The sequence below is a fragment of the Streptomyces sp. CA-278952 genome, assembly GCF_028747205.1.
Lineage (GTDB): Bacteria > Actinomycetota > Actinomycetes > Streptomycetales > Streptomycetaceae > Streptomyces.
In genome coordinates, this window is the sequence record NZ_CP112880.1 from 5,544,336 (window position 1) to 5,562,870 (window position 18,535).

Consider the following 18,535-nt stretch of genomic DNA (forward strand, 5'->3'; position numbering starts at 1 on the left):
CGGCTACGAAGGTTCGCGAGATGTCTGCCGCATCGGTCTTCCCACAGCTCGAAGCTCTGCTCCCGCATGTGCAGAAGCCCATCCAGTACGTCGGCGGTGAGCTGAACTCCACCGTCAAGGAGTGGGACAGCTGCGACGTCCGCTGGACCCTCATGTACCCCGACGCCTACGAGGTCGGACTCCCCAACCAAGGCGTCATGATCCTCTACGAGGTGCTCAACGAGCGCGAAGGGGTCCTCGCCGAGCGCACGTACAGCGTCTGGCCCGACCTCGAAGCGCTGATGCGTGAGCACAACGTGCCGCAGTTCACCGTGGACAGCCACCGCCCCGTCGGCGCGTTCGACGTCTTCGGGCTGAGCTTCTCCACCGAGCTGGGCTACACCAACATGCTCACCGCCCTGGACCTCGCGGGCATCCCGCTGGAGTCCAAGGACCGCACCGTCGATCACCCGATCGTCCTCGCGGGCGGCCACGCCGCGTTCAACCCCGAGCCGATCGCGGACTTCATCGACTGCGCGGTCGTCGGCGACGGCGAGCAGGCCGTCCTGGAGATCACCGAGATCATCCGCGCCTGGAAGGCCGAGGGCCGCCCCGGCGGCCGCGACGAGGTGCTCTTCCGGCTGTCGAAGACCGGCGGGGTCTACGTCCCGCGCTTCTACGACGTGGAGTACCTCCCCGACGGCCGCATCGGCCGCGTCGTGCCCAACCGGTCCGGCGTGCCGTGGCGGGTCTCCAAGCACACGGTGATGGACCTCGACGAGTGGCCCTACCCCAAGCAGCCGCTCGTCCCGCTCGCGGAGACCGTGCACGAGCGGATGTCCGTGGAGATCTTCCGCGGCTGCACCCGCGGCTGCCGTTTCTGCCAGGCCGGCATGATCACGCGCCCCGTGCGGGAGCGAAGCATCACCGGCATCGGCGAGATGGTCGAGAAGGGCCTCAAGGCGACCGGCTTCGAGGAGGTCGGCCTGCTCTCGCTCTCCTCCGCCGACCACAGCGAGATCGGCGACATCGCCAAGGGCCTCGCCGACCGCTACACCGAGGACAAGGTCGGCCTCTCACTGCCCTCGACCCGCGTCGACGCGTTCAACGTCGACCTGGCCAACGAGCTGACCCGCAACGGCCGCCGCTCCGGCCTCACCTTCGCCCCCGAGGGCGGCTCCGAGCGCATGCGCAAGGTCATCAACAAGATGGTCTCGGAGGAGGACCTGATCCGGACGGTCGCCACGGCCTACGGCAACGGCTGGCGCCAGGTGAAGCTGTACTTCATGTGCGGCCTGCCCACCGAGACCGACGAGGACGTCCTCCAGATCGGCGACATGGCGGTCAACGTCATCGCCAAGGGCCGCGAGGTCTCCGGCCAGAACGACATCCGCGCCACGGTCTCCATCGGCGGCTTCGTACCCAAGCCGCACACCCCCTTCCAGTGGGCCCCGCAGCTCAGCGCCGAGGACACCGACGCCCGGCTGAAGAAGCTCCGCGACAAGATCCGCGGCGACAAGAAGTACGGCCGCTCCATCGGCTTCCGCTACCACGACGGCAAGCCCGGCATCGTCGAGGGACTCCTCTCGCGCGGCGACCGCCGCGTCGGCTCCGTCATCCGCGCGGTCTACGAGTCCGGCGGCCGCTTCGACGGCTGGCGCGAGCACTTCAGCTACGACCTCTGGATGAACTGTGCCGGGAAGACGCTGCCCGAGTTCGGGGTCGACGTCGACTGGTACACCACCCGTGAGCGCACCTACGAGGAGGTCCTGCCCTGGGACCACCTCGACTCCGGCCTGGACAAGGACTGGCTCTGGGAGGACTGGCAGGACGCGCTCGACGAGACCGAGGTCGAGGACTGCCGCTGGACCCCCTGTTTCGACTGCGGCGTCTGCCCGCAGCTCGATCTGGACATCCAGATCGGCCCGACCGGCAAGAAACTCCTGCCGCTCAGTGTCGTGAACAAGTAGCGCGCCCCCGAACGAACCGCAGGCCCGGCCCGGCAACCCCGGACCGGGCCTGACGCGTCCTTGACGGCATGGACTACGGCAAGCACCAAGCCCCACAGGGGTACGAGCCAGGCGAATCCATGCTGACCACGCTGATCAGGATCCCGGTGCGGATCGTGGTCGTGGTGCTCGTCCTGCCCGTGCGCTTGGTCTGGGACGCGCTCACCGCGCTCTGGCACGCCGCTGATCGCGCCCTGCTGCGCCCGCTCGGCCGGGCTCTGGCGTGGCTCCTCGACACCCTCGTACTGACCCCGCTGACCTGGCTGTACACCTGGGTCCTCACACCGCTCGGCAAGGCGGCCTCCTGGCTGGCCGTCGCCCTCCTCCTCTGGCCCTGGATCGGACTGTGGCGGTACGTGATCGTCCCCGTCGCCCGCTACGGGGTCGCCGCGCCGGCGGCATGGCTGTACCGGGCCGTCCTCACCCCGCTGGGCCACGGGCTGCGCTGGATCGGCACCGCCCTGCTGGCCCCGGCTGCACGCGGCCTGGGCACCGGCCTCGCCTGGCTGTTCGCCACCCTGCTCGTCCTGCCGGTCGCCGCTCTGTGGCGGTACGTGGTCGTCCCCGTGGTCCGCTACGGCCTGATCGTCCCGGTGGTGTGGTTGTACGAGGCCGTCCTCACCCCCCTCGGCCTCGGCACCGCCTGGGTGCTGGGCCAGGCCTGGCGGGGGATCGCGGCCACCGGACGTGGGCTCGGCATCTCCCTCGCCTGGCTGGTCATGACGCTGCTCGTCGCCCCCGTCTCCTGGACGTACCGTCGCGTGCTCGTACCGGTCGGCCGGGAGATCGCCGCCGCGTTCGAGGTCGCCTGGCGGATCGCCGGGTACCTCTCCCGGGCCGTCGGCCGGGCCCTCGCCACGATCGCCTGGTACGTGATCGGCGCGCCGGTCTCCTGGACGTACCGCACCCTGTGCACGCCGGTCGGCCATTTCCTGCGGGACTCCGTGTGGGCCCCTGCCCGGCGCGCCGCCGCCGAGGCGGGCCGGACCGCCCGCGCGGCCCTCGCGTCCGCCCGGGAAACCGTGCGCCAGGCGCGCCGCGACGCGTGGCGGACGCTGGTCGGCTCCACGGACGGCGCACGGTCCCGGGAACCGGTGGGGATCCCTGCGCGTACTCTGGGTAGTACAACGACTGTCCCCAGCGCGGCGCAGGCGTCCGAGACCCCTCTGCTCGGCGAGAAACTCGTCAAGCGGGGGTGAGCCGGAGCGGCACCCGGGGGTCACCCGAATCTTGTGGGCGGCGCGCCACCGCGCCCGCCCCGCACCGAGGAGAAGAACCACTGGGCAAGCGACAGCCCGAAGGCCCGCCGCCCGCACCGGCAGTGCAGCGCATCCGCCTGCGCTACACCAAGCGCGGCCGCCTCCGGTTCACCAGCCACCGAGACTTCCAGCGGGCCTTCGAGCGGGCACTGCGCCGCTCCGAGGTGCCGATGGCGTACTCGGCGGGTTTCACGCCCCACCCCAAGGTCTCCTACGCCAATGCCGCACCCACCGGCACGGGCAGTGAGGCGGAGTTCCTGGAGATCGCCCTCACCGAGGCGCGGGACCCCGAGGTCCTGCGCGGACTGCTCGACGCGTCGATGCCGGACGGCCTCGACATCATCGACGCGGTGGAGGCCCGCACCTCGGGTCTGGCCGACCGGCTCACCGCGTCCGTCTGGGAGATGCGCCTGGACGGCGTCGATCCCGAGGACGTCCGCACCGCCGTGGCCGCGTTCAACGACGCCGAGGCCGTGGAGGTCCAGCGCAAGGCGAAGAACGGCATCCGGACGTTCGACGCCCGCGCCGCCGTCGCCGACCTGCGGGTCGTCGACGCTCCGGCCGATAGGCCGGTCGAGCGGCCCTGTGCGATACTGCGCCTGGTTGTTCGGCACGTGACACCTGCCGTGCGACCCGACGACGTCCTGTCCGGTCTCCGAGCTGTGGCCGACCTGGCGCCGCCGGTCCCCGCTGCGGTGACCAGGCTGGCGCAGGGGCTCTTCGACGAGGAGTCCGGCACGGTGACCGACCCTCTCGCGCCTGACCGCGAGGCCGCCCCGACCGCGCATTCCGCGGTCGCCGGGGCAGCCGTCGCGACGGCGCCGGAAGGCGCGGGTTCCGCGTAAGGCGGTCGTTGTAGCGCAGCCCTCCGACTCGGGAGCCACCTGGGTCGGGCCGCGCACTGACCCATAAGACTTTCGCCAGGCCGTAGGCACACCGCATACGGAACCGGCGAGCCAGACATCAGTTCCCGTGCGGCGCCCGCGCCCCGGACGGCGGTATCGCACCACTGCGGACCGTGCCGGACCGGAATCAGACGCGGCGCCCGGGAGCACGACGGGAGAACCGCCCGCATGCCTCAGCCGAACGAACCCGGCACGACCGGGAACAACGAAGAGAACACCCCCGGGGACAAGCTGCCGCCGCGCCGCAGGCGCCGCGCCGCTTCCCGCCCGGCGGGCCCGCCCGGTGCGACCGTGGCCCCCGCCGAGGACGTCACGCCGGCCATACCGGCCGACGGGTCCGCCGCCCCCGCCGCGGACGACACGCCCGGGGAAACGGTCGCCGAGACCGCCCCGCCCGCCCGTGCGCGCCGTCGCGCCGTGCGGAAGGCCACCGCGCCCGCCGGAGCCCCGGAGCCGGTGGAGAACGTGGAGAACACCGAGCCCGCCCCGGTCGCCGAGGCCCCCGCGCCCGTCGCCGCCGAGGAGGAGTCCGCCGCACCCGCGCCGCGCGCCCGCCGCCGCGCGGTCCGCAAGGCGACCGCCCCGGCCGGTGCGCCGGAGGCCGCCGAGACCGTGGCCCCGGTCGTCGAGACCCCGGTGGAGCTCGCCGAGGAGGCCGAGCCCGAGGAAGAGACCGAGGCCGTCGTCGAGGTCGTCGAGGAGCCCCCGGCGCCCCGCCGTCGTCGCGCCTCCCGCAAGGCCACCGCCCCCGCGGGCGCCCCGGCAGCGGCCGAGGCCGCCGTCGTGGTCGAGCCGGCCGTCGCCGCCGAGCCCGCCGCTGCCGTCGTCGAGCCGGAGCCCGCCGAGGCCCCTCGCGGCCGTGCCCGCCGTCGTGCCTCGGCCCCCGCCGGTACGCCGGGAGCCGCCGCGCCCGTCGCCGAGACGGTGACCGAGCCGGCCCCCGTCGCCGCCGAGGCCCCCGCGGCCGAGGCGGAGGCCGTGGAGGAGACCCCGGCCCCGCGCTCCCGCCGCCGCGCGTCCCGCAAGGCGTCCGCGCCCGCCGGTACGCCGCAGCCGGCCGCCGAGCACGTCGCGACCCCCGCGGAGCCCGTCGAGGCCGGCGAGAGCCTGCCCGCCGCCGTCGCCGAGGAGCTCGCCGCCGAGGTGGAGGAGGTCGAGGAGGCCGCCCCGCGCGGACGCCAGCGCCGCCGGGCCACCGCCGCCGCCGGCCGCCCCGAGTTCACCACCAAGCCCGAGGAGCCGACCCGCAAGGGCCGGCGCGCGACGCGCCCCGCCGTCGCCGTCTTCCAGGCCCCGGTCTTCGCCGAGCCGATGTTCCAGACCCCCGAGACGGCGGCCGCCGCCGCTGCCGCGGCCGGTTCCCCCTCGGCGCCCGACGAGGCCGACGAGGTCGAGGAGCAGCAGACCGCCGAGGTCGAGCAGAGCGCCCCGCCCGCCGAGGCCGCGCCGCAGGGCGGCTCGCGCCGCCGTCGTCGTCGCCGTGGCGAGGCCGACGTGACCGAGCAGGCCGCCGAGCCGGCCGCTCCCGTGGCGGCGCCCGTCGAGCAGCCCGCCGACGAGGAGGCCCCCGAGGCCGAGGCGGACGAGCACGAGGGCGAGGACACCGATGAGTACGGCGACCGCCCCTCGCGCCGTCGCCGCCGTGGCGGCCGTCGCCGCCGCCGTGGCGAGGCCAACGACACGGACGACGAGCAGCACACTGACGACGTGCCCGCGCCGTCCCGCGGTGAGGAGCCCCGCTCCGAGGACGAGCAGGGCCGGGGCCGGAGCCAGGTCCCGGACGCCGCCGACGAGCAGGACGAGGACGACGACGACTCCTCGGCCTCCGGTTCGAGCAGCAGCCGCCGTCGCCGCCGTCGCCGTCGCCGCAGCGGTGACGCCGCGGCCGAGGCCGACCACGGCACCACCGACGACCCGGAGCGTACGGTCGTCAAGGTCCGCGAGCCCCGCAAGAAGGAGGAGCGCGAGCCGGGCACCGGTTTCGACGAGGTCCAGTCCATCAAGGGCTCGACCCGTATGGAGGCCAAGAAGCAGCGCCGTCGCGAGGGCCGCGAGCAGGGCCGCCGCCGGGTCCCGATCATCACCGAGGCGGAGTTCCTCGCCCGCCGCGAGGCCGTCGAGCGCGTGATGGTCGTCCGCCAGAGCGGCGAGCGCACCCAGATCGGCGTCCTCGAGGACAACGTGCTCGTCGAGCACTACGTCAACAAGGAGCAGGCCACCAGCTACGTCGGCAACGTCTACCTGGGCAAGGTCCAGAACGTGCTGCCGTCCATGGAGGCCGCCTTCGTCGACATCGGCAAGGGCCGCAACGCCGTCCTGTACGCCGGTGAGGTCAACTTCGAGGCGCTCGGCATGGCCCACGGGCCGCGCCGCATCGAGACCGCGCTCAAGTCCGGCCAGTCGGTCCTGGTCCAGGTGACCAAGGACCCGATCGGCCACAAGGGCGCGCGTCTGACCAGCCAGGTCTCGCTGCCCGGCCGCTACCTCGTCTACGTGCCCGAGGGCTCGATGACCGGGATCAGCCGCAAGCTGCCCGACACCGAGCGCTCCCGCCTCAAGACCATCCTCAAGAAGATCGTCCCCGAGGACGCGGGCGTCATCGTGCGCACCGCCGCCGAGGGCGCGAGCGAGGACGAGCTGCGCCGTGACGTCGAGCGGCTCCAGGGGCAGTGGGAGGACATCCAGCGGAAGGCGAAGGGCACCAGCGGCTCGAACGCGCCGACGCTGCTCTACGGCGAGCCGGACATGACCGTCCGGGTCGTCCGCGACATCTTCAACGAGGACTTCTCCAAGGTCATCGTCAGCGGCGACGAGGCATGGGAGACCATCCACGGTTACGTCTCGCACGTCGCGCCCGACCTCACCGAGCGGCTTTCCCGCTGGACCTCCGAGGTCGACGTCTTCGCGACGTACCGCATCGACGAGCAGCTGATGAAGGCGCTGGACCGCAAGGTCTACCTGCCCAGCGGCGGTTCGCTGGTGATCGACAAGACCGAGGCGATGATCGTCGTCGACGTCAACACCGGCAAGTTCACCGGCCAGGGCGGCAACCTGGAGGAGACCGTCACCAGGAACAACCTGGAGGCGGCCGAGGAGATCGTGCGTCAGCTGCGGCTGCGCGACCTCGGCGGCATCGTCGTCGTCGACTTCATCGACATGGTGCTGGAGTCCAACCGGGACCTGGTGCTGCGGCGGCTCCTGGAGTGCCTGGGCCGCGACCGCACCAAGCACCAGGTCGCCGAGGTCACCTCGCTGGGCCTGGTCCAGATGACCCGCAAGCGGGTGGGCCAGGGTCTGCTGGAGTCCTTCTCCGAGACCTGTGTCCACTGCAACGGGCGCGGCGTCATCGTCCACATGGAGCAGCCGACGTCCGTCGGCGGCGGTGGTGGCGGCAAGAAGTCCAAGAAGCGCGGTCGCGGCGGCGCGGGCCAGGACCATGAGCACGGTCACGACCACGAGCACGGCCACGACGAGCACGCCGCCGAACCCGCCGAGACCGAGTCCGAGGCCGAGCTGGCCGCGGAGGTCGCCGCCCCGGTGTCCCTGGCGGACCTGGAACAGGCCGCCGACGAGGAGTTCTACAGCAGCCCCGCCGAAGCCGAGGCCGCCGCCACGCGCGGCCGTGGCCGCCGTCGGGCCTCCCGCAAGGCGTCGGCCCCGGCCGGCGCCCCGAGGGCCGAGGCGCCCGCCCCGGCTGTCGAGGCTCCCGTCGCCGAGGCCCGGCCCGAGCCGGTTCTCGACACGCCCGCCGAGACCCCGCCCGCCGAGGCCGCCGCTGTGGAGGCCCCGGAGACCGCCGAGGTCCCCGAGGCTCCGGTCGAGGCCGCGCCCCAGGGGCGCCCGCGCCGTCGGGCCACCCGTAAGGCGACCGCCCCGGCGGGTTCGCCGAAGCAGGCCGAGGCCGCGGAGCCGGTCCGGCCGGCCGAGCCCACCACGGACCCGGTCGCGGTCGAGGACCCGGTCGTCGAGGCGCCCGCCGTCGAGACGCCGGCCCCCGAGGCTCCGGAGGCTCCGGCGGAGAAGGCCCCCGAGGCCGAGGCCCCCGTGGCCGCACCGCCGCGCGCCCGGCGCCGGGCGACCCGCAAGGTCACCGCACCGGCGGGCTCGCCCACCGGGTCGGATGACGCGGAGGTCCTCGTGGTCGCTTCGGCGCCCGAGGCGAAGGCCCCGGAATCCGATGGCCGGGGCGCCGAGGGAGCAGCGGGAGCGGAGGAGGCGGCGGAATCCGGAACGACGGATTCCGAATCCGAATCCGAATCCACGGAACCGGCCCCGGCGAAGAAGACGGCCCGCAAGGCCGCGGCCAAGAAGGCGCCGGCGAAGAAGGCGGCCGCCAAGAAGACCGTCGCGAAGAAGACCGCCGCCAAGAAGACCACGGCCAAGACGGCCGCGAAGAAGACGACGAAGAAGACCGTCGCCGCTGAGCAGTCGTCGCCGTCCGTAACGGCGTCCACGCCTTCCGCGGAGGACGGGTCGTCGGCCGGCTGATGAAGCCGTAACCGGTTGTTCATCTCAAGGTGTCCCGCTCCGAGTGCATCGGGGCGGGACACCTGCTTTGTTTCAGAACTGATGCAGGGCCCGGTTAACGAGCCCGAAATGGGCCAAGAAATCCCTGATAATGTGACGACGGTTGCCATACGTGTGAGCGTTCTAGACGGGAACTACGGTTGGTGACAAGGCCCGGCGAAGATACCGTTCGGGCCGGATTCCCCGGCAGGGCGTCGGCATCGCGCCGGTGGGGTTACGCGCGACCTCGGTAAGACGTCCCGCACCTCGGAGCTCTGCCTGGTAACGAGCTCTTGCGGTGTTCAAGGAGGACGTTCATGACGAGCATCAACGAGCAGCCGATTCCTGCTGCCCGCCCGGTCATCGGGGAAGACGAGATCGAGGCCGCGGTACGCGTGCTGCGCAGCGGTCGCGTCGTGCAGGGACCGGAGGTCGCGGCCTTCGAGGAGGGCTTCTCCCGCCTGGTCGACGACCGGCACTGCGTCGCCGTCAACTCGGGGACCTCAGCCCTCCACCTGCTGCTGCTGGCCCTGGGCATCGGCCCCGGCGACGAGGTGATCGTTCCTTCCTTCTCCTTCGCCGCCTCCGCGAACGCGGTCCGCCTCGTCGGCGCCGACGTGGTGTTCGCCGACATCGAGCCGGGCAGCTTCGGCCTCGACCCGGCGGCGGTCGAAGCCGCGATCACCCCCCGCACCGCCGCGATCATGCCGGTGCACCTCTACGGCCACCCCGCCGCGATGGACAAGCTCATGCCCATCGCCGACAAGCACAAGCTCGCCGTCGTCGAGGACGCCTGCCAGGCCCACGCCGCGGCGCTGAACGGCACCCCCGTCGGCGCGTTCGGCGCTGGCGGCACCTTCAGCTTCTACCCGACCAAGAACATGCACTCCCTCGAGGGCGGCATGGTCACGACGGCCGACGCCGAACTGGCCCGCACCCTGCGTCTGCTGCGCAACCAGGGCATGGAGCAGCGGTACGCCAACGAGATCGTCGGCGCCAACATGCGGATGACGGACGTCAACGCCGCCGTCGGACGCGTACAGCTCGCCAAGGTCGAGGGCTGGACCGAGCAGCGCCGTGCCAACGCCGCCTACTTCGACGCCAACATCACCGCCCCGAGCGTCACCCTGCCACCGGTCGCCGAGGGCGCCCGGCACATCTACCACCAGTACACCGTGCGGATCAGCGGTGACCGGGACGCCGCGATGGCGAAGCTCACCGAGGCGGGCATCGGCAACGCGGTCTACTACCCGACGCCGATCCACCGGCTCAAGCCCTACTGGGAGCCGGACCAGAAGGCCGGCCGCACCTGGGACCTGCCCGAGACCGAGCGGGCCGCCGCCGAGGTCGTCTCGCTGCCCGTCCACCCCTCGCTCGCCGAGGGCGACCTGGAGCGGATCGTCGCAGCGGTGAACTCCCTGGGAGAGAACCTGTGAGCACCGTACTGAAGGCCGGACTCATCGGCCTCGGCTCCATGGGCCGCCACCACGCCCGCGTCCTCGCGAGCCTGGAGGGTGTCGAGCTGGTCGGCGTCGTCGACCCGATGGGCGACAAGAACGGCTGGGCCCAGGGCGCCCCCGTCCTCGCCACCGTCGAGGAGCTCATCGCCCTCGGCATCGACTACGCCGTCGTGGCCTGCCCGACCGCGCTGCACGAGGAGGTCGGCCTCCAGCTCGCCGACGCCGGTGTCAGCGCCCTGATCGAGAAGCCGCTCGCCGACACCGTCGAGGGCGCCCGCCGCCTCGTCGACGCGTTCGAGTCGCGCGGCCTGGTGGCCGGCGTCGGCCACATCGAGCGCTGCAACCCGGCGCTCCTCTCGCTCCGCGCCCGCCTGGAGGCCGGCGAGCTGGGCGACGTCTACCAGGTGGTCACGCGCCGCCAGGGCCCGTTCCCGCACCGGATCGCCGACGTCGGCGTGGTCAAGGACCTGGCCACCCACGACATCGACCTGACGGGCTGGGTCACGGGCCGGACGTACGCCTCGATCGCCGCCCACACCGTCTCCAAGTCCGGCCGCCCGCACGAGGACATGGTCTCGGCCGTGGGCCAGCTGTCCGACGGCACGATGGTCAACCACCTGGTCAACTGGCTGAGCCCGCTCAAGGAACGCTTCACCTCGGTCACCGGTGAGCGCGGCTGCTTCATCGCCGACACCCTCACCGCCGACCTCACCTTCCACTCCAACGCCGCGGTCACCACCGAGTGGGAGGCGCTGCGCGCCTTCCGCGGGGTCTCCGAGGGCGACATGATCCGGTACGCCATCCCCAAGCGCGAGCCGCTGCTCGTCGAGCACGAGCTGTTCCGCGACGCCGTACAGGGCAAGCCGGCCGACATCTGCACCCTGCGCCAGGGGCTCCGTACGGTAGAGGTGGCCGCCTCCGTGCTGGAATCCGCCACCAGCGGCACCACGGTGCTGCTCCCGGCGGACCAGGAGCAGGAGCCCAGAAGGTGACCACACCCGATGTCACGGTGGTCGTGGCCGTCTACAACACGATGCCCTACCTCACCGAGTGCCTCGACTCGCTGGTGGGCCAGAGCATCGGGCACGAGCGGCTCCAGGTCGTGGCGGTCGACGACGGTTCGACCGACGACAGCGGCAAGGAGCTCGACCGCTTCGCGCAGCGGTACCCGGACGTCTTCACCGTCGTCCACCAGCCGAACTCGGGCGGACCTGCCGCTCCGAGCAACCGCGCCCTCGACCTGGCGACCGGTCGCTTCGTGTACTTCATCGGCTCGGACGACCACCTCGGCGAAGAGGCGCTGGAGCGGATGGTCGCCTGCGCCGACGCCAACGGGTCCGACGTGGTCGTCGGCAAGATGGTCGGCACGAACGGGCGTTACGTCCACCAGAAGCTGTACACGGGCAACCGCGACGTCACCCTCGACGACTCCGCGCTGCCCTTCACCCTGGCCAACACCAAGCTCTTCCGCCGGGAACTGGTCGAGAAGCACGGGCTCCGCTTCCCCGAGGACATGCCGGTCGGCAGCGACCAGCCGTTCACCATCGAGGCGTGCGTCCGGGCCCGGAAGATCTCCGTGATCTCCGACTACACCTGTTACTACGCGGTCAAGCGCGGTGACGCGAGCAACATCACCTACCGGGCGAACCACCTGGCCCGGCTCCGGTGTGTCCAGCGGATCATGGAGCACACGGCCGCCCTGATCCCCGCCGGCGCGCGGCGTGACGCCGTGTTCAAGCGGCATTTCGACTGGGAGCTGACCAAGCTCCTGCAGAAGGACTTCCCCACGCTCGACGCCGACACCCGCCGTCAGGTGTGCGAAGGCGTCGGCGCCCTGGTGGAGGCCCACTTCACCGACGGTCTGCGCGACGGCACCGGGGTCAAGCGCCGGGTGCGCTTCGGCCTCGCCCGGAGCGGCGCCGTCGACGAGCTCACCCGCGCCATCGCGGATGAGACCGAGCACGGAGCACCGCCCTTCCTGCTGGAGGGCGACCGGGCCTTCGCCTCCTACCCCGGATTCCGCGACGCGGCCGTCGGCCTCGACGAGCGGTACTACGAGGTGCTCGGCGAGTCGGTGGCCGGCCGCCTCTCCGCCGGCACACGGCTGGAGTCGGCCGACTGGGAGCAGGAGGGCACGGACTTCGCCTGCGTCCTGCGGCTGCGCGCCGGTATCACCGGCGACACCTCCTCGGCCGTCGTCGCCCTCGCCCAGGGCGCCATGCCGCAGAGCGCGGACAAGTCCGGCGCGCGCAAGCTGCCCGCGGACGCCCCGCGCCCGGAGCGCGACGGCACGCTCACCGCCGAAGCGGCGAAGGACGGCGGCACCCTGCTGACCGCCCGGATCCCGCTGGCGCTCACCCGCACCAAGAGGGGGGCCCGCCTCTACGTGGACGTGGCGGGTACCCCGTACGAGATCCCGGTCCGCACCGAAGGGCAGCCGATGCCGCTGGCCCGCCGCTGGGGGACCCACGACCCCCACCGCGTGGCGGCGAACACCAACGCCAAGGGCCGGCTCGTGATCACGACGGCGCCCCTTCGGGAACCGAAGCCCAGCGTGGGCGCACGGCTGCGCCGCACGCTGTCCAGGTCGAAGAGGAAGTAACCCGATGAATATCTGTGTAGTCGCGCTCGGCAAGATCGGGCTTCCGCTCGCCGTGCAGTTCGCCGCCAAGGGCCACAAGGTCATCGGCGCGGACGTCAACGAGAAGGTCGTCGAACTCGTCAACGCGGCCACCGAGCCGTTCCCCGGTGAGCACGACCTCGACCGCCTGCTCAAGGAGACGGTCGGCGCCGGGCTGCTCTCCGCCACGACGGACACCACGGCAGCGGTCGCCGCTTCCGACGCCGTCGTGGTCGTCGTCCCGCTCTTCGTGGACGCCGAGGGCACCCCCGATTTCGGCTGGATGGACTCCGCCACCAAGGCCATCGCCGCCGGCCTGAAGCCCGGCACCCTGGTCAGCTACGAGACCACGCTGCCGGTCGGCACCACCCGTACCCGCTGGGCGCCGATGCTGGCCGAGGGCTCGGGTCTGACCCCCGGCGAGGACTTCCACCTGGTCTTCTCCCCGGAGCGGGTGCTCACCGGCCGGGTCTTCGCCGACCTGCGCCGCTACCCCAAGCTCGTCGGCGGCATCGACGAGGCGTCCGCCGAGCGCGGCGTCGCCTTCTACGAGGCCGTCCTCGACTTCGACGAGCGCGAGGACCTGCCCCGCCCCAACGGCGTCTGGGACCTCGGCACGGCGGAGGCCTCCGAGCTGGCGAAGCTCGCCGAGACCACCTACCGCGACGTCAACATCGGCCTGGCCAACCAGTTCGCCCGCTTCGCCGGCCAGAACGGCATCGACGTCAAGAAGGTCATCGAGGCCTGCAACAGCCAGCCCTACAGCCACATCCACCAGCCCGGCATCGCCGTCGGCGGCCACTGCATCCCGATCTACCCGCGGATGTACCTGTGGAACGACCCGGAGGCGACCGTCGTGCGCTCGGCCCGCGAGGCCAACGCCGCGATGCCCGCGTACGCCGTCGACCTGCTGGCCGCCGCCTACGGCGACCTGGACGGCGTCGGGGTCCTGGTGCTCGGCGCGGCCTACCGCGGCGGCGTCAAGGAGACCGCGTTCTCCGGCGTCTTCGGCGTCGTCGAGGCCCTGAAGGCGCGGGGCGCCGTGCCCTTCGTCTCGGACCCGATGTACACCCCCGAGGAGCTGACCGCCCTCGGCCTCGTTCCGCACGACAGCCACCAGGCCGTCACCGCCGCGATCCTCCAGGCCGACCACGCCGAGTACCGCGAGCTGGCCGCCGCCGACCTCCCGGACGTTCGCGTCCTGGTCGACGGGCGCCGCACCACGGACCCGGCGAACTGGGCGGGCGTACGCCGCGTCGTCATCGGCGGGTGAGCTCAGCCCCAACCGACGAGCTATGAGTGGGGCCCGGCGGAAACGCCGGGCCCCACTCCGTTCCGGAAGGGGCCCGGCGCCGGGTCGTCAGGAGCCGTCGAGGACCGGAAGGTGCTCGAACGGGCTGCGGGACATGCTGCTGGTGACCTGGAGATGAGGATGGGCCTGGGCTATCTGCCACCCGGTCACCGTCGCGTTGGTGTCGCAGACGAATACGTGGCCGGTCACGTCGAGCTGTAGCTGCGGCACCGCGTCACGCTGGGCGATCTTGGCGAAAAGGCGGGGGCGCATCAGCTTGTAGCCGGGCTGGAACATCTTCTTGTGGAAGCTGTCGGCGATCTTGTCGTGCTTACGCCTGACGAACTTCACCGCGATCTCCGGGGTCGCCCTGTCCCGGCGCTTCCTTGCCAGCCGGTCGGCGCGCTTCAAGACGGCACGCGGTACCCGGTAGACGACGAATCGTTCCCCCCGGGGGATCACCAGCCGACGTTCGGCGGACTCCACGTTCAGCAGCTTGACGCGGCTGTCGAGCCCGGCACGGTCCCAGATGCCCCCTCGCGCGGTCACCAGGTCGACCTCTACCCCTCTGTCTGCCAGGAAGTTGGCGAAGTCGGCGACACGACGCGGCCGGCCGGGGGTGAAAGCGAGCAGGACGACCCGGCCGGGCGCAGCATCTGCCTGGACGATGTCCGTCCTGGCTTCCGCCACAACGGCCTCCGTGAGAGCCGCCGGCGGCTCCGCGGGCTGGACGTGCTCCTCGACGACGGGTTCGACGGCCGGCGCCCGGCCTTCGTACAGCTGCATCAACTGGTCGCCGACGACTTCACGGCTGTACTTCGCGAACAGGACCGCGCGCGCCTTCGCCAGGTCGAGCTGCGAGAAGCGCTCCCGCAGGCCCCAGTACGCGGTGACAAGAGTCCTGGGATCCTCGTCCACGTCCATGAGCGCGCCCGCGAGGTCCTCGATGCCCGCCAGTGTCTCTTCGGGACCGTGGCTGCGTGTCACCAGGACGGGCAAGCCGGCCGCGTTGGCCTCGACGATGGTCATGCCGAAGGTCTCGAAGTGGCTGGGATGCACCAGGAGGTCGTACTGGTGCATGAGCCCGTTGACCTCCTCGGGGCGCACCGGCGGCAGAATCCGAAACCGGCCCCCCAGGCCGAGCTCCTGGCCCCGGGCGATCAGTTCTTCCTGGAGGTTGCCGGAGCCGACCATGGTCAACGTGGCTTCCGGCTCACTCGCGGCGACCTCCGCGAAGGCTTCGAGTAGCGTCTTCACGCCCTTGTGCGGAATCAGCCGGCCGAGGTAAAGCCACTTCAGCAGCTTCTCGGAAGGCTTGGCCTCGGGCGTGAACTGCTCGAAGTTGATGACGTTCGGCACGACGCGGATCTTGTCGGCGTGGTGGGGGAATTCCTGCACGATCTGGTCGCGCAGGTAACTACCGACGCAGAGGAACTCGTCCGCGCGGTTCAGCACCTGGTTGTAGAGCTTGCGTCCGGCCGGCTGCTTGAAGATCTTGGCCAGGAAGGTGGAATGCTCGGTCACCACGATGCGTGCGTCCGGCTGGGCAAGGCGCATCGCCATCACTCCGCCGTAGATCGCGGTGTGGGCGTGGATGACGGGTGATTCGATACGGCCGGTGGGCAGTGTCCTGCGCAGTGCCGAGGTCTGAGCGCCGACCCAACTCGCGTAGCGGCGACGGGTGGTCAGGGGAACGGGGACCCGGGTGAGAGAGCCTTCCGGAGTTTCGAGCACCGGAACCAGGTCACGACGATCCAGGAAGCGGTCCGCTGTGACCTTGATGGCGTCCTCGAGCATCGGGTCCGCGCTGCCCGCCCAGTCCTCGGTGTGCAGGATCGAGACACGACCGTAGTTTCCTGCGACGGCCTCGGTCGCCGCCTGCACGAACGACCCGGCGAAGGGGTTGTTCGGCGACGGGTACCACGGCGTGATGACGGCCAGATCCGCCGGTTCGGTGGTCCTGCTGGTCTCTGCGTACGGCTCGAGGCGGAATTCGAGCCCCGGACGCCGACGCAGGGCGGCCCATGCCGTCGGAAAGGACTGCGCGTCACCCGCGACGAGCAGGTCGGCATTGCGCAGCGGCCCCTTTCGAGCGACGACGAGGTTGCGCGCGTTGCGCTGGACGGAGCCCTTCTTGTTCTGCGCCACTCGGATGACCTGGACACCGGGGAGCGTGGGCAGGTCGTCCCATTCCTCGCGATCGGCGACGACCAGAACGACGTCGCGTCCTTCGGCCGCCAGCCTCTCGACGTGCACCCGTGTGGCACGTACCCGGTACTCGCCGAGCGCGAGGTAGAGAACGTGGGTACTTGTGCTCATCGGGTTCCCTCCACCAGCGTGCGCATGCGTTCTTCCCACGGCCCGAGCGTGGCCGTGCGGGTGTACGAGTGAGCGTGCTTGACCGCGAGTGCGTGCTGGGTCCGGTCGCCTCCGCGTGCCGCCTCAGCCGCCTCGATGAACGACCGAGCGACGTCCTCGGCGCTCAACTCGTCGCCGTGGAACCAGAGCGGGTAGCCGTCGAGGACCTCGGCGGCCGCGATGTCGGGGCGATGGGCGGAGACGATCGGCTTGCCCGACGCCATGTACTCGAAGACCTTGCCGGAGGTTACGTAGCGCGCACCGGGAACGCAGAACACCAACGCGTCGGTCTGCGCATACAGAGACTTGACTTCGGTCTTGTCGAAGGCGCCACGGTAATGCACGCCGATATCCTCCGACAGCGGAAGCCGCTCCATCAGGGGAGCCACGTCGGAGGGGAAGAATCCGAGATGGCCGTGAATGTTGAGCTCGGCGTCCTGAAGCAGCGGGTGGCTGCGGGCGAGGCGCCAGCCGTCGAATAGCTCTTCGAGGGGCAGGTAAGAGGTGACTGTGCCCAGGTATCCGAAGCGCAACGGGCGTTTCTCATTCGGCGGGACGTATTCAGCCGCACCGAGCAGTTCGGGCTCCCAGCCGTTCGGAACCACGGTCATGCGGTCGGCGGCGTCCGGGTAGCGATCGATGTGCCACTGCCGCATCCCGTCATTCACGAAAACGATCTCGGAGGCGTCGCGCAGGACTTTGGACTCCCACTCGAATGCCTTGCTGCCCTCCGGGAACTTCAGCTCTTCGGTGAACTGGTTGAAGGTCCACGAATCGCGGTAGTCCACCGCGTAGGGGATGCGAAGCAGGCGGCCCAACGTCTGTGCTGCCGCGAATGAGGCAAACGGGTTGCCTGTCGCTATGACGAGGTCGAACTTTTCCTTGAAGTGTGCCTTGACGGCGCTGGAAAGGACTCCGGGAATCCATGTCAGATAGTGCTCGGGGAATACCTTGCTCTGGAACATCTTGTAGAGACTCGCGGCCGCGGTCGGGAAGTTCCTGCGCAACTTGCCGAACTGCCGGACGTCCTTCTCCCATGCGTAGTACGACATGGGGGGCCTGACGACATGAACGCGGGAGTCCACGGTCTCCTCGAGGGAGTGGTCGCAGGCATTATCGAGATAGGTCTCAAAGAATTCACGCGGAGCGGTGTAGACAGTTACGTCCCAACCGGCTTCGGCGAAATGGTTTGCCGTCGCCCTGGCCCGAAATACGCCGCTCGCACGGCTGGGTGGGAAATAATATGCGAGGTAGAGAACGCGCGGTCGGCGTCCAGGTGGTCCAGGCGGCATGGTGATCGGAAACCCTTCCTCGCAAGTTACGGCGAGTGTGAGCCTACCCGAGCCATGTTCCCTCCTATCGTGCTGACATGGGCCACACGAGGCTGGTGGCCAAATTGTTTGCGGATTGTTGCGAAGGCGCACAGGGCATGTGACGAAACAGCCGAACGACGGGACCGGCCGGGATCCTGCGGAGGGAACGAACGTCAGCGCTCCGCGAGCACCCCGTCCTTCTCCTCGTACAGCGCCCCGCTCTGCGGGCACTCCCACAGCTCCGGCTCGTCCTCACGGGCGACCAGACGGACCCCGCTGCGGCCGACCCAGCCGATCTGCCGGGCCGGCACACCGACGACCAGGGCGAAGTCCGGGACGTTCTTGGTGACCACGGCTCCGGCCGCGACCATCGCCCACCGGCCGACACGGACCGGCGCGACGCAGACCGAGCGGGCGCCGAGTGACGCGCCTTCGGCGACCTTCACGCCGACGGCCTCCCAGTCGCCGCCGCGCTTCTGCTTGCCGTCCGGGTCGACCGAGCGGGGGTTGTGGTCATTGGTGAGGACGACAGCGGGGCCGACGAAGACGCCGTCGCCGAGCTCGGCCGGCTCGTACACGAGGGCGTAGTTCTGCAGCTTCACGTTGTTACCGATGCGCACACCGGTGCCGACGTAGGCGCCGCGGCCGACGACACAGCCCTCACCGAGCCTGGCTCCCTCGCGAATCTGCGCCAGCTCCCAGACGCTGGAACCGGCCCCGATCTCGGCGGTCTCGTCGACCTGGGCGGTGGGCTGGACCTTGTAGTTCACGGCATGCCTTTCGGAGAGCTGATGCGCCCGGAAAGCATAAGGGTGCCCTGCCCACCGCCCCGCGT

Annotated in this window: 11 protein-coding genes; 8 read left to right on the forward strand and 3 right to left on the reverse strand. The window is 71.0% G+C overall.

What is annotated here, in order from left to right; genetic code table 11:
• Positions 1-20: 20 nt before the first annotated feature.
• The 8 genes from N7925_RS24815 to N7925_RS24850 all read left to right on the forward strand — a co-directional run bounded on the left by N7925_RS24815 (position 21) and on the right by N7925_RS24850 (position 14,011).
• Positions 21-1,949, forward strand: a complete 1,929-nt coding sequence (locus N7925_RS24815) for a TIGR03960 family B12-binding radical SAM protein (protein ID WP_032790980.1) — start codon at positions 21-23, stop codon at positions 1,947-1,949.
• A 68-nt stretch (positions 1,950-2,017) separates the two neighbouring features.
• A complete protein-coding gene (locus N7925_RS24820) occupies positions 2,018-3,187 on the forward strand; it encodes a hypothetical protein (protein WP_265601653.1) in 1,170 nt (389 codons plus the stop codon).
• Between the two features lie 122 nt (positions 3,188-3,309).
• A complete protein-coding gene (locus tag N7925_RS24825) occupies positions 3,310-4,092 on the forward strand; it encodes a TIGR03936 family radical SAM-associated protein (RefSeq protein ID WP_274345208.1) in 783 nt (260 codons plus the stop codon).
• Between the two features lie 228 nt (positions 4,093-4,320).
• Complete coding sequence (locus N7925_RS24830) at positions 4,321-8,640, forward strand: Rne/Rng family ribonuclease (RefSeq protein ID WP_274345209.1); 4,320 nt, start codon at positions 4,321-4,323, stop codon at positions 8,638-8,640.
• 335 nt (positions 8,641-8,975) lie between these two features.
• On the forward strand, positions 8,976-10,094 hold the full coding sequence (locus N7925_RS24835; RefSeq protein WP_274345210.1) for a DegT/DnrJ/EryC1/StrS family aminotransferase: 1,119 nt from the start codon (positions 8,976-8,978) through the stop codon (positions 10,092-10,094).
• The gene (locus N7925_RS24840) at positions 10,091-11,110 is read left to right on the forward strand and encodes a Gfo/Idh/MocA family protein (RefSeq protein WP_265601657.1); all 1,020 of its coding nucleotides are present in this window, start codon (positions 10,091-10,093) and stop codon (positions 11,108-11,110) included. The genes N7925_RS24835 and N7925_RS24840 overlap by 4 nt, the downstream gene beginning before the upstream one ends.
• Positions 11,107-12,720, forward strand: coding sequence for a glycosyltransferase family 2 protein (locus tag N7925_RS24845; protein WP_265601658.1), 1,614 nt, complete (start codon positions 11,107-11,109; stop codon positions 12,718-12,720). The genes N7925_RS24840 and N7925_RS24845 overlap by 4 nt, the downstream gene beginning before the upstream one ends.
• Before the next feature lie 4 nt (positions 12,721-12,724).
• A complete protein-coding gene (locus N7925_RS24850) occupies positions 12,725-14,011 on the forward strand; it encodes a nucleotide sugar dehydrogenase (protein ID WP_265601659.1) in 1,287 nt (428 codons plus the stop codon).
• An 87-nt stretch (positions 14,012-14,098) separates the two neighbouring features.
• Here N7925_RS24850 and N7925_RS24855 read toward each other — a convergent pair whose 3' ends face one another.
• The 3 genes from N7925_RS24855 to N7925_RS24865 form a co-directional block, all read right to left on the reverse strand.
• Positions 14,099-16,348: a glycosyltransferase family 4 protein gene (locus N7925_RS24855; protein WP_265601660.1), complete on the reverse strand. Its 2,250-nt coding sequence runs from the start codon at positions 16,346-16,348 to the stop codon at positions 14,099-14,101.
• Positions 16,345-17,679, reverse strand: coding sequence for a glycosyltransferase (locus N7925_RS24860; RefSeq protein ID WP_265601661.1), 1,335 nt, complete (start codon positions 17,677-17,679; stop codon positions 16,345-16,347). Before N7925_RS24860 ends, N7925_RS24855 begins: the two co-directional genes overlap by 4 nt.
• 194 nt (positions 17,680-17,873) lie before the next feature.
• Positions 17,874-18,470 (reverse strand): acyltransferase, encoded by a 597-nt coding sequence (locus N7925_RS24865; protein WP_274345211.1) that lies wholly within the window; start codon positions 18,468-18,470, stop codon positions 17,874-17,876.
• Positions 18,471-18,535: the final 65 nt, after the last annotated feature.